At 65.9% G+C, this 14880-nt stretch carries 12 protein-coding genes; 9 read left to right on the top strand and 3 right to left on the bottom strand.

Features of this window, described 5'->3' with window-relative positions; translation table 11 throughout:
* Position 1 precedes the first annotated feature (1 nt).
* The 4 genes from BST27_RS02415 (at position 2) to BST27_RS02400 (ending at position 3537) form a co-directional block, all read left to right on the top strand.
* The gene (locus BST27_RS02415; RefSeq protein ID WP_069418111.1) at positions 2–1228 is read left to right on the top strand and encodes a metal-dependent hydrolase family protein; all 1227 of its coding nucleotides are present in this window, start codon (positions 2–4) and stop codon (positions 1226–1228) included.
* Entirely contained in the window at positions 1200–1631 is a 432-nt protein-coding gene (locus BST27_RS02410) for a nuclear transport factor 2 family protein (RefSeq protein WP_069418112.1), read from the top strand. Before BST27_RS02415 ends, BST27_RS02410 begins: the two co-directional genes overlap by 29 nt.
* A 98-nt stretch (positions 1632–1729) precedes the next feature.
* Positions 1730–2737 (top strand): acyl-CoA dehydrogenase family protein, encoded by a 1008-nt coding sequence (locus tag BST27_RS02405; RefSeq protein ID WP_232007210.1) that lies wholly within the window; start codon positions 1730–1732, stop codon positions 2735–2737.
* Between the two features lie 56 nt (positions 2738–2793).
* The gene (locus tag BST27_RS02400; protein WP_069418200.1) at positions 2794–3537 is read left to right on the top strand and encodes an acyl-CoA dehydrogenase family protein; all 744 of its coding nucleotides are present in this window, start codon (positions 2794–2796) and stop codon (positions 3535–3537) included.
* On the opposite strand, the gene BST27_RS02395 is transcribed toward BST27_RS02400, so the two are convergent.
* Complete coding sequence (locus tag BST27_RS02395; protein ID WP_069418114.1) at positions 3534–6296, bottom strand: helix-turn-helix transcriptional regulator; 2763 nt, start codon at positions 6294–6296, stop codon at positions 3534–3536. The two genes, BST27_RS02400 and BST27_RS02395, sit on opposite strands and share 4 nt — an antisense overlap.
* Positions 6297–6445: 149 nt before the next feature.
* On the opposite strand from BST27_RS02395, the gene mdlC reads away from it, so the two are divergent.
* The 3 genes from mdlC to BST27_RS02380 are packed head-to-tail and all read left to right on the top strand — an operon-like array spanning position 6446 to position 9462.
* Positions 6446–8059, top strand: a complete 1614-nt coding sequence (gene mdlC / locus BST27_RS02390) for a benzoylformate decarboxylase (RefSeq protein WP_069418115.1) — start codon at positions 6446–6448, stop codon at positions 8057–8059.
* Positions 8060–8070: 11 nt separating this feature from the next.
* On the top strand, positions 8071–8466 hold the full coding sequence (locus BST27_RS02385) for a tautomerase family protein (protein ID WP_069418116.1): 396 nt from the start codon (positions 8071–8073) through the stop codon (positions 8464–8466).
* 9 nt (positions 8467–8475) lie between these two features.
* The gene (locus BST27_RS02380) at positions 8476–9462 is read left to right on the top strand and encodes a quinone oxidoreductase family protein (protein WP_069418117.1); all 987 of its coding nucleotides are present in this window, start codon (positions 8476–8478) and stop codon (positions 9460–9462) included.
* Here BST27_RS02380 and BST27_RS02375 read toward each other — a convergent pair.
* On the bottom strand, positions 9440–11308 hold the full coding sequence (locus tag BST27_RS02375; protein WP_232007205.1) for an FAD-binding oxidoreductase: 1869 nt from the start codon (positions 11306–11308) through the stop codon (positions 9440–9442). The two genes, BST27_RS02380 and BST27_RS02375, sit on opposite strands and share 23 nt — an antisense overlap.
* A gap of 122 nt (positions 11309–11430) precedes the next feature.
* A complete protein-coding gene (locus BST27_RS02370; RefSeq protein WP_069418119.1) occupies positions 11431–12606 on the bottom strand; it encodes an acyl-CoA dehydrogenase family protein in 1176 nt (391 codons plus the stop codon).
* Positions 12607–12825: 219 nt separating this feature from the next.
* Between BST27_RS02370 and BST27_RS02365 the strand changes: the two genes are divergently transcribed.
* Both BST27_RS02365 and BST27_RS02360 read left to right on the top strand, forming a co-directional pair.
* On the top strand, positions 12826–13479 hold the full coding sequence (locus tag BST27_RS02365) for a TetR/AcrR family transcriptional regulator (protein ID WP_069418120.1): 654 nt from the start codon (positions 12826–12828) through the stop codon (positions 13477–13479).
* A 197-nt stretch (positions 13480–13676) separates the two neighbouring features.
* Entirely contained in the window at positions 13677–14879 is a 1203-nt protein-coding gene (locus BST27_RS02360) for a cytochrome P450 (RefSeq protein ID WP_069418121.1), read from the top strand.
* Position 14880 lies beyond the last annotated feature (1 nt).

Here is a 14880-nt window from a genome sequence, read left to right as displayed (position 1 = left end):
GGTGCTGACGCTCAAGGCGGCCGGACTGCTCGACGTTGACGGCGGGCGGATCGTCCGGCCCGGCGTGCTGAAAATCGACGGCGACCGCATAGTCGGCGTCGGCGGCGAACCAGAGGGCGAACTGCTCGACCTCGGGGACCAGATCCTGCTGCCCGGGCTGATGGACATGGAGGTCAACCTCCTGATGGGCGGGCGCGGGGAGAAGCCCGGGCTGTCCCAGGTGCAGGACGATCCCCCGACCCGGGTGTTGCGCGCCGTCGGCAACGCGCGCCGCACCCTGCGCGCCGGGTTCACGACGGTGCGCAATCTCGGACTGTTCGTCAAGACCGGCGGGTACCTGCTGGATGTCGCGCTGGGCAAGGCGATTGACGCGGGCTGGATCGACGGACCCCGAATTGTGCCTGCCGGACATGCGATTACGCCGACGGGCGGGCACCTCGACCCGACGATGTTCGCCGCGTTCGCACCGCACGCGTTGGAACTGACCGTAGAGGAAGGCATCGCCAACGGGGTCGACGAAATCCGCCGGGCGGTGCGTTACCAGATCAAGCACGGCGCACAACTGATCAAGGTCTGCTGTTCGGGCGGAGTCATGTCGCTGACGGGTCCTCCTGGGGCACAACACTATTCGGACGAGGAGCTGTGCGCGATCGTCGACGAGGCACACCGGCGCGGGCTGCGCGTGGCGGCTCACACGCACGGCGCCGACGCCGTCAAACACGCGGTGGCCGCCGGCATCGACTGCATCGAACACGGCTTTCTCGTCGATGACGAAGCGATCGCGACGATGGTCGAGCACGGCACCTTCCTGGTGAGCACCCGCCGCTTGGCCGAAGCCATGGACGTGTCGCATGCGCCACCCGAACTGCAGGCCAAGGCCGCCGAGATGTTCCCCATGTCGCGAACATCGATCCTTGCGGCGTTCAACGCCGGGGTGAAGATCGCCGTTGGCAGCGACGCACCCGCAATACCGCACGGGAAGAACGCCGACGAACTCGTCACCCTGGTCGAATGGGGCCTTCCGCCGTTGGCGGTACTGCGCGCAGCCACGGTGACGGCGGCCGAACTGATCAACTCAAACGATCTCGGGCGGCTCACCGAGGGCATGCTCGCCGATGTCATCGCCGTGCCCGGAAACCCCTTGGACGACATCACCGTTACCCGTAACGTCGGCTTCGTCATGAAAGGCGGCAAGGTCTTTGTCAACTCAGCAGCCAACCAGAACTGACGACCTGGTCGAGATCCAGCAACTGCTCGCCCGATACGCGGTGACCATCACCCAGGGCGATATCGAAGGCCTGGTAAGCGTTTTCACCCCCGACGGCACCTACAGCGCATTCGGTGACACCTACACCCTGGACAAGTTCCCGGAACTGGTTGCCGCGGCGCCCAAGGGTCTGTTCATGACCGGGACCGCGCTGGTCGACCTGGACGGCGATACGGCCAGCGGCACCCAACCGCTGTGCTTCATCGAACACTCCGCGCACGACATGCGAATCGGCTACTACCGGGACACCTATGTGCGAACCGATGACGGCTGGCGATTGAAAACCCGCGCCATGACGTTCATTCGCCGCAGCGGAGCACACGACTCCGGACGCCCGCACGCCGTGGGCCGCCCAGCCCCGTGACTTCCGTCCCGACGGTCGAGCAGTTCCGGACCGACCTGTGCGCCTGGCTCGACGAGCACGATCTAACACCCGGGCCCGACCGTTCGCTGCAGGGCCACATGCACCAATTCGCCCGGGTCAGCGCGGCGCTGTACGACGCGGGCTGGATGCGCTACGGCTGGCCCGTGGAAGTGGGCGGCCTGGGCGGCCCCGCGCTACTGCGCGCGGTCGTCGGCGAGGAGGTTGTCGGGCGCCGCCTGGCCGAACCCGGCCCGTACTCAATGCTCGAGGTTCTGGCCCCCACGATGATCGACTACGCCGCACCGGGACTCGCCGCAGAGATGGTGCCGCGGCTGCTGAGCGGCCGCGAGCACTGGTGCCAGGGTTTCTCCGAACCCGGCTCGGGAAGCGACCTGGCTTCGCTGTCCACTCGAGCCGCCCCGCACGGCGATGACTGGATTGTCAACGGACAAAAGGTGTGGACCAGCTTCGCGCAGTTCTCCACCCGATGCATCCTGCTCACCCGTACCGCACCAGGCCATGACGGGATCACCGCCTTCTTTGTCGACCTGGACACACCCGGCATCACCGTTCGCCCGTTACGCACCATGCACGGCGTCGACGAGTTCTGCGAGGTGTACTTCGACGACGTGGTGATCCCGTCCAGTCGCATGCTCGGCCAACCCGGCGACGGCTGGCGGCTGGCGATGGACCTGCTGCCCTACGAGCGCTCGACGTGCTTCTGGCAACGGATCGCCTATCTGTACGCACGGTTCGACGCGCTGATCGCCGAGACGGCCGACAACCCCGAGTCGGACGAATCCGCTTTGGGTGCGGCGTATCTGGCGCTGCATACCCTGCGCTGCCGATCGCGGGCAACCCAGCACCGACTGGCCGGCGGAACTCGCCTGGGGCCAGACACGTCCATCGACAAAGTGCTGTTGGCCACCGCAGAGCAACGGCTTTACGACACCGTCCACGACCTGCTGCCCGGCGCGCTCGAACTCGACGACACTTCCTGGCGACCGGAGTACCTGTACTCGCGCGCGGCAACCATCTACGGCGGAACCGCCGAGATACAACGCAATATCATCGCGCGCCGGCTGCTCGATCTGGGGAAGGAGTGACCGCCGTGGCTCTCGACCCCGAGCTGCAGTTGCTGGCCGACTCGTTGCGCACCGCGATGACGGACGCTTCCGGGGCCAAGTTGGACGCGTCGTTGTCCGAGCTCGGCTGGCTCGACATGCTCGACGAAATCCCGGGTACTGCAATACCTTTGGTATTCCGCCTGCTCGGTGAGACCGGAGCGCAGGCACCCGTCCTCAACGACGTCGTGCTGCGGGCCGCCGGACAACCGGGCGGCACCACGGTGCCGCTGCCGTATGCGGGTGGCTCCTGGGTGGTGTGGGAACGCACCGATATCGTGACCTCGGCGCTGGATGAGGAATTGCCGTTGCGGCGGGTGACGGCCGGGGAACCCGTCCCGACGGACGCGGCCCGCCGGGCGTTGGGCTGGTGGCTGGTCGGCACCAGTCGGGCCATGCTGTCCCTGGCCCGCCGGCACACTCTGGACCGCGTTCAATTCGGCCGTCCCATCGCGTCTTTCCAAGCGGTGCGCCACCGACTCGCGGAGGCGCTGGTGGCCATCGAGGGCGCTGAAGCGTCTTTGCAGGCCGCCACGGAACAACCCGACGAACTGGCCACCCTGCTGGCCAAAGCCGCGGCCGGTCAGGCGGCACTGACCACCGCCCGCCACTGCCAGCAGGTGCTCGGCGGCATCGGCTTCACCGCCGAACACCAGCTGCACCGGCACGTCAAGCGGGCGTTGGTGTTGGACGGGCTCTTCGGCAGCGCCCGGGAGCTGACCCGGGAAGCGGGAGGCATGCTGCGCGACAAGGGTTTTGCGCCGCGGCTGGTTCAGCTCTAAACCAGCAGTTCGGGACTGAGGCCGCGCAACTCTCGTCGTGACGTGACACCCAACTTGGCGAAGATTCGGCCCAGATGCCATTCCACCGTGCGGGGGCTGATGTAGAGCTGGGCGCCGATCTCGGAATTGGTGCAACCTTCCCGCGCCAGGCTGGTGATCTGCCGTTCCTGGGTCGTCAATGCGACCGCAGTGCCCTTCACCGGCTTATGCACCGCCTCACCGGTCGCCTGGAGTTCACGGCGCGCTCGTGCGGCGAAGCCTTGCGCGCCCATCTTGGCGAACATGTCGTAGCCCAACCGCAGTTGGATCCTGGCATCGGCGCGCCGGTTGGCTCTGCGCAGCCATTCGCCGTAGACCAGGTGGGTGCGGGCCAAATAGACAGCGACGGGCGTGCGCTGCAAGTGCAGTAGCGCGGTTTGGAAGTCAGCGTCGGGTTCGGCGCTGTGCCCGGTCAATGCGTCGGAGCGCGCCGCGATCCCGAGCGCGACTTCGGTTCCGCTCGCCTCGGCACGCTCGCGAAGGCGGGTGAGAAGTTCGGTGGCTAGCGATGTTTCACCGCAGTAGGCGGCGGCTTCGACCGCCTCGGTCAGCAAGTAGCCCGCCATGCCGACGTCGTCGTAGTCGCCGAGTCCGGACATACTAGCGTCCAAGGCTTTCGGGTAGTGGGACAGCCCGTTGTGTAGGATCGCCGCAGCGTAGAGCGCGACGGATACCTCGGTCCCTTCACCGCGCCCGGAGGCTCCCTCGATCGTGGCGCTGACGTAGTCGAGGCACCGCTTTTCCTGCCCGCGGTAGGCGGCCAGATACGGTTCGATCGAAAGGTGCGGAGGGGTTCCGGTCGCGGCCGCCAGTATCTGTACCTCCTCGAGCGCGGCCTCGGCCGCCCCGAAGTCGCCCCGTGTGACGCAGACCCCGGCATAGGTCGACAACGAAGAGGACGCGAGCGTCAATTCGCCCGCGGCACGCTGCTTTTCCAACTGCTGCGTGGCGAGGAAGTCGTACGCGTCCTGGTCGAACACATCGAGGCAGACCCGATTCGTGATGTCATGCCACCTGGGATCCGCGGTTCCGGTCCGGGTTTCGCGCACGTATTGCGCAATCGCCTCCCTGAGCAGCGGCGCCGCCGGAACATAACCGTCGATGAGCCGGACGATGAGGCCCTGCAACAACATATCGACCGTGTCGTGGGGATCGAGGGAAATGTCGCGGCGAGCAGCACGGGCGATGAACACCGGCGAACCCGCGCTGTCCGCTCCGAAGCGACCGACGATCAGGGCCGACATCACCGCCTCGAGATAGGTGTCCCGCGCCAACACAGCGTCAATGCCGGTGAGGCGCCGCGCCGCTGCCAACAACAGCGGCGGAGCGTCGAGACCACGGCGCGCCGCCCAGGCCAGCCTGGCACGCATGAGATCGGCTCGCGCAGTGATGGATTCGTCATCCGATAGATCGGTGGCCAGGGTCAACAGCTGAGTCGCGGTGTCCAGCGCGCCGGCGTCGAGCTTGGCCTGAGCGGCCTGCAGCGCACGCCGGGCCCGCGGCTGGTCATCCGGGGTTGCGTCGACCGCCGCTGCCAAGAACGCCGCCGCGGCGGCGGTACCGCCCCGGGCGCGGGCCTGCTCGGCCGCGGCAACCAGCTCGTCGGCGACCTCCGGGTCCGGGCCCGCAAGGGAATGCGCTCGATGCCAGGCGCGGTGGTCGGAGGCGGTCGAACCGGTGATCGCACGGGCGAGGGCTTCGTGCGCGCGTCGGCGCTCCGCCAGAGGTGCCGACCCGTAGATTGCCGACCGGACCAACGGATGGCGAAACCGGACGCGGCCGTCGACCGAGAGCAGCCCGGCCGTTTCGGCGGGCGCCGCCGCGTCGGCGTCGATTGCCAAGAATTTCGCGGCGGCCCACAGCCAGGAGGGTTCTCCAGTGGGTTCGGCGGCCGCGATCAGACACAGCGTGCGGGTGGGCGCCGGAAGGTCGTTGAACTGCTCGACAAAGCTGCCTTCGATGCGCCCGGGGATCGATTTCGCCCGTGCCAATCCGTAGCCGCCGGCGAGTTCGGTCGGACCGAGGGAGCGGCTCAATTCGAGCAGCGCCAGCGGGTTCCCTCTCGACTCCGCGATGATGCTGTCGCGCACGCGATCACTGAGCCGGCCCGGCATCAGCCTCGTCAGCAGTGTCCGTGCGTCCCGCTCCGACAGGGCCGACAGGACCAGTTCGGGCAAGTTCGCCAGTTGGGGCAAAGGCCGTCGAGCAGCAAAAATCATGACGATTCGATCTGCCAGTAGTCGTCGTGCCACGAATCCGAACGCTTGCATGGAAACCAGATCAACCCAGTGCGCGTCGTCAATGACGCAGATCGTCGGTTGACCCGCACTCGCGTCGGCCAGCAACGTGAGCAGAGCCAGCCCAACCAAGAGCGGATCCGGCGCCCCGTCCCCTTCGCTGATGCCGAGTGCCACCTCCAGCGCGCCGCGCTGGGGTTTGGGCAGCCGCCCCATCGACTCCTGTAGCGGAGCCCAAACCTGTTGCACCCCTGCGTAAACCAGTTCCATCTCGGACTCGGCTCCACTGGTGCGGATGACGCGGAAGTCGGCCGCCTGGTCAAGCAGGTGGTCGATCAGCGCGGTCTTGCCGATACCAGGCTCGCCGCGAACAACGAGCACTCCGCTGTGGCCCTCGCGCGCGCCACCGAGCAGCCCCGCCAATTGCTGCTGCTGCTGCCGACGGCCGAGCAAACCGCGCATATTGTCGCGCACGAAAAACATGGTCGCAGGAAATCGTTCCCGGGGCGCGTCGAAACCGGGGGTTTACCCGGGGTCGGCACGTGGCCACCGGTGCTTGACTTCAGCGGTGGACAGCTGAGCGGCCGACGGCCCGCCCTTCCTCTGTCTCGATTTAGAAAGGTCGTGTCTAGATGGCCGACGCAAAGGACGTGCACGGCGTCACCTTCGAACTGCTCCGAAAGCTGGGGTTGACGACGGTCTTCGGGAATCCCGGATCAACCGAGCAATCCTTCTTGCGGGACTTTCCGGACGACTTCACCTATGTGCTGGCATTGCAGGAAGCGTCGGTGCTGACCATTGCCGACGGCTTCGCCCAGGCCACCGGACGGCCGGCGCTGGTTAATCTGCACACGGCGGCGGGCACCGGCAATGCGGTCGGCAGTCTGGTGGCGGCATACCGGGCCAATACCCCGCTCATCGTCACAGCCGGTCAGCAAACCCGGGAAATGCTGCTGTGCGACCCCTACCTGGCCAATAGGGATGCGACGGTGCTGCCGCAGCCGTGGGTTAAATGGGCCTACCAACCGGCGCGCGCGGAAGACGTCCCGGCCGCGTTCATGCGCGCTTATGCCACGGCGCTGCAGCCGCCCGCCGGCCCCGTATTCCTGTCGATCCCGTTGGATGACTGGGAGAAGCCGGCGCTTGGCCCCGCGGTGGTGCGAACTATCGCCGAACGGACCCACGCCGACGCAGATCGCTTGCGCCACTTCGCCGAACGCATCAGCGGCGCCCAGCGTCCGGCTCTCGTGCTGGGTCCCGAGGTGGACCGCGCCGGCGCCTGGGATGCCGGTGTCGCGTTCGCCGAGAAGTTGAAGGCGCCCGTCTACGGCAGCGCACTACCCGACCGCGTCTCGTTCCCGGAAGACCATCCGCTCTACGCCGGCATGCTGCCAATGACCATCGCCGGGGTGGAACAGGTGCTGCACGGCTACGACCTGGTGGTGGTAGTTGGCGCGGAAGTGTTCCGCTACTACCCCTACGTGGCGGGCGAGTATCTGCCCGAAGGCACCGAACTGCTGCAGATCACTTCCAGTCCGGACCGTGCTGCGGTGGCGCCGGTCGGAGACAGTTTGGTCGGTGACGTAAAGCATGCCCTGACATTCCTGACCGAGGCGGTGCAGGTACCCGCGGACCGGCAGCCTCCGCCCCCGTTGACGCACGAACGCAAGTCCGACCTACCGGCGTCCGCGCCGATGACCGCTAATGCGGTGTACGAGGTCATCAGCACTCTCAAGCCGGCGGATGCCGCGGTGGTGATGGAGTCGACTTCGACGATTGCTGAACAGCAGACGTGGCTTCCCACCACGCGCAGCGCGGGCTTCTATGCCACCGGTAGTGGCGGAATCGGTTGGGGTGTACCGGCGGCCGTCGGCATCGCGCTCGGCGACCGTGCCCGTGGCGTCAAGCGCACGGTCGTCGCCACCATTGGGGACGGTTCCTTTCAATATTCGATTCAAGCGATCTGGACCGCCGCGCAGCACAAGTTGCCCATCGTGTACGTTGTGCTGCGCAATGGTGAGTATGCGATCCTCAAGTCGTTTGCGTTGTTGGAGAAGACGCCCGGAGTACCCGGCCTCGATCTACCCGGCCTCGACATCGAGTCATTGGCAAAGGGATTCGGCTGCCGCTCGGTGACGGTCGACAGTAGCGATGCCCTGGCCCGTGAATTCTCCGCGGCGCTGGCCGCGGACGGACCGACGGTGATCGTGGCGCCCACCATTCCCCAACTACCATTCCTGGGCTGAGGAGGACACACTTGCCCGTCTACACCATCACCACGGCCGCCTCGACGCTTGACGGGCAGACCAAGGCCAATCTGGCCGCCGCCATCACCGAGATCCATTCCCGCGTCAATCACGTGCCCAGCACCTATATCAACGTGGTGTTCAACGAGCTACCCGCTGATTCCGTCTACACCGATGCCCAACCGGCGCAACCCTTGCTCATCAACGGTTGGGTGCGCACGGGTCATCCCGATGACGAAACCAGCCAACTGCTGGCCGAAGTGGCGAATGCGGCCACCGAAGTGACCGGCATTCCGCCGCACCGCGTCCTGGTCATCATTCAAAACAGTCCCGCGCACTTCGCGATGGAGGGCGGGCGAGCGCTCCCCAATCCGGGCGAAGAACAGGCGTGGTTGGCCGCGCAGTGACGTAACCGCATGCGCGCGGTGGGGGTGAGTCGAACCGGTGGGCCCGAAGTTCTCAGCTATACCGAAGTTCCAGAACCGGAGCCCGACGCCGACGGCGTGCTGATCAAGTCGGAGGCGATCGGGGTCAACTTCATCGACACCCATTTCCGATCGGGGCGGTACCCAAAGGCATTGCCTTTCACACCGGGTAATGAGGTTGCCGGCACCGTCGTCAGCGTCGGCTCGCACGTCTCCACGGTTCAGGCGGGCGACCGTGTCGCTACCGCCGACGCGGTCGGAGCCTATGCCGAATACTGCGTCACACCAGCAGCTTTCGCCGCACATGTGCCGGACGACATCGCCAGCGATGTCGCGGCCGCGTCGCTGTTGAAGGGTCTGACGGCGCACTTCCTGATCAACTCCGCATACCGGGTGAAGCCGGGTGACACCATTCTGCTGCATGCCGGCGCGGGCGGCGTCGGCCTCATCCTGACCCAGTGGGCTACCAGTGTTGGCGCTCGGGTGATCACAACGACGTCGACCCCGGCCAAGGCGGACCGGTCACGGCAGGCGGGAGCGGCGCACGTCCTTGACTACCCGGCCGATCCAGCCGAATTCGGTTCAGTCATCCGGGAACTGACCCACGGCCGCGGCGTGGCCGCGGTATACGACGGAGTCGGCCGAACAACCTTCGATGCCAGCCTGGCAAGCCTGGCCATTCGCGGCACGCTGGTACTTTTCGGCGCCGCCAGCGGGCCGGTTCCACCGGTCGATCCGCAACGGCTGAACACCGCGGGTTCCGTGTACCTGACCCGCCCGCTGCGCAGTCATTTCAACCGCACATACCACGAGTTTGCCTGGCGTGCAACGGAACTCTTCCGAGCTATCGGCAGCGGCACGGTCGAGCCCAGCATTGGTCAGCGCTATGCGCTGGCCGACGCCGCCCAAGCACACCGCGACCTGGAATCGCGTAAGACGCGCGGCTCCACCCTGCTCATGCCGCCGGCAAGCAGTTGACCTTGAAGATCGCCGACACGATATCGCCGAATGCCCCGTGGGAGCCGATGAAGAGGCGTTTCAGGTCGTAGCCCGCCACGTCCTTCATGGTTTCGCCGCCGAACCGGGCCGGTGCACGCCCGTCGGTCAGGACCACTTCCAAGCCGAGCAGACCATTGCGCACGGCGTGCCGGTCCGCGCCGCTTGCGGTGGCTATGAGCGCGCCGACGCTTCTCGTGCGGGGGTCGTCGCCGAGGTCGGAGGGTAGCGCGCTGCAACCCATGCCGTGCTCGGCCAGGAAGGCGGCTAGGTCGGTGAGCAACACTCCGGCACCGACATTCAAGCTCAGGTTCGCCGCGTTGAGCTCGATGTGTGTGGCGGCGACCGGCGCCGCGTCGTCAAAATCTGTCGGCACGGCGGGGCCCCCACGGTAGCGGTCCAACGACACCCGCACCGTTTCCTCGAAGAGGTTCACCACGGGCTCGTCCGCCGACAGGTCGGGAAGCAGCACCCCGGGATTGAGTTGTCCAGCAGGGTCGAAGACACGCTTCACGGCCCGCTGCGCGGCGATCTCGACGGGGGTGAACCGCTTGGTCATGAACTGGCGCTTCTCGGTGCCGACGCCGTGTTCGCCGGTCAGCGTTCCACCGAGGTCCAGTGCGGCATCGACGATTTCGTTGTTAGCAGCTTCCAATGCCGCCGCGGCTTTGGGATTGGTCCGATCGAAGAATGAAATCGGGTGCAGGTCTCCGTCACCGGCGTGCCCGGCCACCGCGATGAACAACAGTCCGTCGGAATGCCGAGTCGCGGCCCGCTGGATGGCCTCTTGCATTTCCGGGATCCTGTTGCGCGGCACGGTGACGTCCCCGATGAAGTAGTCGTGGCCGCTGCGTACCACGGCGTCGGGTGCGTGCAGGCGTCCGTACCAGAGCTTTTCGCGAGCCTGGTCGTCGGTGGCGACCCGCACCTCGACGGACTTGCGCCGCAACACCTTTTCGACCGTCGCCGCGTCGCGCTCCACTTCCTCGGCGGTGCCGTCGACGTCGACCAGCACGATCGCATCCACGTCGGTGGGGTAGCCGGTGTCGGTAAACGCCTGTAGCCCCGCAATTCCCGCGCGATCGAGCCATTCCAAAGCGGCCGGCACCGTACCGGTGCCGATTATGTCGGCGACGGCGTCCGCGGCATCATGCGCCGAGGCGAAGCTACCCATCAGGCTGTGGGTCACCGGGGCGATGGGGCGAAGCGCCACGGTTGCTTCGGTAACGATGCCGAGCGTTCCCTCCGACCCGATGATCACCCCGAGCAGGTCCGCGCCGTCATCCTCGGCGGACAGGTTCACCACCGTGCCGTCAGCCAGGACCAATTCGACCGCGAGCACATGATTGTACGTGACGCCGTACTTCAATGCGTGTGGTCCACCGGCGTTTTCGATGATGTTGCCGGCGACCGTCGACAGTGGCGCCGAGACCGGGTCCGGCGAGAAGCACAGGCCGTACTGCAGCAACTGCTTCTGCAGGTCGGCGTTGATGACGCCGGCCTCGACACGTGCGGTGCGCGCGTCGGGATCCACGGCCAGCACGCGATTCATCGCCGACATGTCGAGCATCACCACATCGGGTGCGGCCATCATGCCGGCACTGCAGTTCGACGCGCCGCCCCGCGTCACGACGGGTATGTGATGTGCGGCCGCGATGCGCAAGACCGAGACCACCTCGGTGCGCGATGCCGGGCGAAGGGCCACCCCCGGCACGCCACCGAACCCCCAGTAGTCACGACCTCGTTCGGTCAACGCATCGGTATCGGTCAGAACCGCGTCGGGCCTGGACAGTACCGCTGCGAGTTGGCTGAGAACGCTGGAATCCATTGAGGTCATCCTCGATAGGGACGGCCCGTCAGCCGCCGGCCATGCTGTGTCGAATAAACATTGGCACCCACGACGACGCGCTGACCCCGGGTAAACCCCCGGGTTTGGGTGAAACCTGGCGGCTAGTTGCGCGGCAGCCCGAGTATGCGTTGGGCGATGATGCTGCGCTGTATTTCTGATGTCCCGCCGGCGATCGTTGCGGCGAAGGTACGGGCGTACCGGTCGAACCAACTGCCATAGTGGCCGTCGAGATCTAATGGAGCAAAAGCCGACGTCATCGCGGGATGCACAAGTCCGCCGGCCCCGGCGGCGTTCAGCGCATTCTCGGTGCCGCGTTGTAAGGCCTCGGAGCCAAGGAGTTTCAACACCGACTGGGCCGGTACGTCCTCATTTCCGCGGGCCGCCTTCGCCAGCGCCGCCGAACCCAGTAGCCGCAGCGCCTGGGCGTCCATCACCAAGGTGGCGTAGCTGTCGCGCTCCAGGGCGCCCGAGGGGCCGAAATCGACCGTCAGCTCATGCAATAGGTTGGCGTAGTCCATCCACAGCATCGCTCGTTCGTGCCCGAGTGAGCCGTGTGCGACGCGCCAGCCACCGTTGAGTTCACCCACCAGATTCGCCACCGGCACGCGTACGTCGGTGAAGAACACCTCGTTGAAATCCACGTCGTCGTGGCCACATACCGATGCGAACGGGCGGCGAACCACGCCGGGAGTATCGGTGGGAATCAGCAACACGCTGATTCCCTTGTGCTTTGGCGCCGCCGGGTCAGTGCGTACGAATGTCAGCAGCACATCGGCGTCGTGGGCACCCGACGTCCAAACCTTCTGCCCGTTGACCACGAAATGGTCGCCGTCGCGCACCGCCCGTGTTCGTAGCGACGCCAGGTCCGAGCCGGCGCCGGGTTCGCTCATGCCCAGGGACGCGGTGATCTCGGCGCGCAAGATCGGCACCGCCCAGCGCTGCTTCTGCTCCGGGTTACCGAAAGTGAGCAACGATGCCGCGATGATGCCGATGCCCTGGGGATTGAAACTGTGGTAGATCCGCCGCCGCGCCAACTCCTCCAGGTACACGTACTGCTCCAGCAGCGAGGCGTTGCGCCCGCCGAATTCGGGTGGATTGCCCGGCAGCAGCCACCCGTTGTCGAACAGGAGGCGCTGCCACCGACGTGCCCATTCCGGGATGTGCGAACACGACCGCGGCCGCTCGAACCCCTCGGAGTGGTCAGGCAAGTGCTGATCGAGAAACGCCACAAATTCGGCGCGGAATGCCTCGACATCGGCGTCGAAGGTCAGCTGCACGGGACTCCTCGAGGCTTCATGGGGCTGGCCGGGCGCTTAGCGGGATTCGCTCTCGCAACTTTGCTTCCCAACACACATCTAAGAGAATAGTATTCTCGTCGTAGGCAAGTTACAATCTCCGAAACGACGCCCGTGAGGAGGTCGAGCACACCGATGGCACGGCGTTCTCCGGTACAGTCCAACCATGTTCTTCCCGCGCGGCAATCAAGTGAGCCGCCCGTGACCGACCCGAGCGAAGAGCCGGCCTGGAAGCAGCGCGCGGTCGAGCGGTCCATCAAGACGGCGAAACTGCGGGCGGCGCAGCGCGTTCAGCGCTTCCTCGACGCGGCGCAGGCGATCATCATCGAGAAGGGCAGCACGGACTTTACCGTTCAGGAGGTCGTGGACCGCTCGCGCCAGTCGTTGCGCAGCTTCTACCTGCAGTTCGACGGTAAACACGAACTGCTGCTCGCGTTGTTCGAGGACGCCCTCAGCCGTTCCGCCGACCAGATCCGCGCCGCAACGGAGAGCCACACCGACCCCCTCGAGCGGCTGAAGGTCGCCGTCGAGCTGCTCTACGAGGCCTCCCGCCCCGACCCCACCGCCCAGCGACCGCTGTTCACCGACTTTGCCCCGCGGCTGCTGGTCACCCACCCGGCCGAGGTCAAGGTGGCGCACGCACCCCTGCTGACGTTGCTCACCGAGCTCATGGAAGCCGCCGCGCAGGTCGGCAAGTTGCGCGCGGGCGTCAACGCGAAGCGAATGGCGGCCATGACGATGCAGACGGTCATGTTCATCGCCCAATCCAGTGGTGGCGAGGACGACGCGACGGTGCATCCCATCACCGCCGATGAGGTGTGGGATTTCTGCTCACGGGGCTTCGCCGCCGACTAGGGCGACGCGTTTTTCCTCTTAATTCGCGCGGCGAGCGAATATCGCACGTGGGTGGTTTGAGTCACGATCTTGAGAACGCTATTCTCTGATAACAAGAACCGCAAATAGCTAAAACGGATTCCTCGTTGACACTTATCGGTGGGTGATGACAGGGTTCAGTTGCGGCAAGACCCGGTTACGGCGAGAGGCGGCAATCCGTGACAGTCAGCGCAGCCAGCGACGTCTATTTCGACCCTTACGACGTAGAGCTCAACGCCGACCCTTACCCGACCTTCCGCCGGCTGCGCGGAGAGGCGCCGCTGTACTACAACGAAAAGCACGACTTCTACGCGTTGAGCCGCTTCGCCGACGTTGACAACGCGTTGGTGGACTACCAAACGTTCAGCTCGGCCAGGGGCGCCATCCTCGAACTGATCCGAGCCAACATCGAGATGCCGCCGGGCGTGCTCATCTTCTCGGATCCCCCCATTCACGATGTCCACCGGAAGTTGTTGTCGCGCATGTTCACTCCGCGCAAGATCAACGACTTGGAGCCCAAGATCCGCGAATTCTGCGCGCGCAGTTTGGATCCGCTGATCGGCGGCGAACGGTTCGACTTCGTCACCGACCTCGGCGCCCAGATGCCGATGCGGGTGATCGGCATGCTGCTGGGTGTGCCCGAGGAAGAACAAGAAGCCGCACGGGATTTCGCCAACGCGCAGATGCGCACCGAGGCCGGCAAGCCGATGGAGTTCTCGGCCGAAGCGATGCTCAGCAGCGACTTCTTCGGCAATTACATCGACTGGCGCGCGGCGAATCCGTCGAACGACCTCACCACCGAACTCCTCAACGCCGAATTCGAGGACGAGACCGGCACCGTGCGCCGGATGCGCCGCGAGGAACTGCTGACCTACATCACCGTCGTGTCCGGCGCCGGCAACGAGACCACCACCCGGCTGATCGGGTGGGCGGGCAAGGTGCTGGCCGAACACCCCGATCAACGTCGCGCACTGGTCGAGAACCCGTCATTGATTCCGGCCGCCATCGAGGAGTTGCTGCGGTTCGAACCGCCGGCGCCGCACGTGGCGCGGTACGTCACGCGGGATGTCGAGTACTACGGCCGGACGGTTCCCGAAGGCAGCGTCATGATGATGCTCATCGGTGCGGCCAACCGCGACCACCGCCAATTCCCGCCGGACGGTGACGTTTTCGACATCCGCCGCGAGCCGCATCAGCACCTCACCTTCAGCGTCGGCACCCACTACTGCCTCGGTTCGGCGCTGGCTCGACTCGAGGGCCGCATCGCACTGGAGGAAATTTTGAAGCGCTTCCCGGAATGGGAGGTCGACCTGTCAAACGCAAAGCTTTCCCCGACATCCACCGTTCGGGGTTGGGAGACCATGCCGGCCGTTATCGGCTGAG

The sequence above is a fragment of the Mycobacterium intermedium genome, from assembly GCF_002086275.1.
Taxonomy (GTDB): domain Bacteria; phylum Actinomycetota; class Actinomycetes; order Mycobacteriales; family Mycobacteriaceae; genus Mycobacterium; species Mycobacterium intermedium.
The sequence above is the reverse complement of the archived record's forward strand: the minus strand, read 5'-3'. Positions and strand labels throughout refer to the sequence as shown.

Excerpts from the sequence above, each read along its gene's own strand:
- BST27_RS02405 (WP_232007210.1), top strand. The coding sequence starts at position 1,730 with ATGCACCAATTCGCCCGGGTCAGCGCGGCGCTGTACGACGCGGGCTGG.
- BST27_RS02400 (WP_069418200.1), top strand. The coding sequence starts at position 2,794 with ATGACGGACGCTTCCGGGGCCAAGTTGGACGCGTCGTTGTCCGAGCTC.
- mdlC (WP_069418115.1), top strand. The coding sequence starts at position 6,446 with ATGGCCGACGCAAAGGACGTGCACGGCGTCACCTTCGAACTGCTCCGA.
- BST27_RS02395 (WP_069418114.1), bottom strand. The coding sequence starts at position 6,296 with ATGTTTTTCGTGCGCGACAATATGCGCGGTTTGCTCGGCCGTCGGCAG.
- BST27_RS02380 (WP_069418117.1), top strand. The coding sequence starts at position 8,476 with ATGCGCGCGGTGGGGGTGAGTCGAACCGGTGGGCCCGAAGTTCTCAGC.
- BST27_RS02375 (WP_232007205.1), bottom strand. The coding sequence starts at position 11,308 with ATGGATTCCAGCGTTCTCAGCCAACTCGCAGCGGTACTGTCCAGGCCC.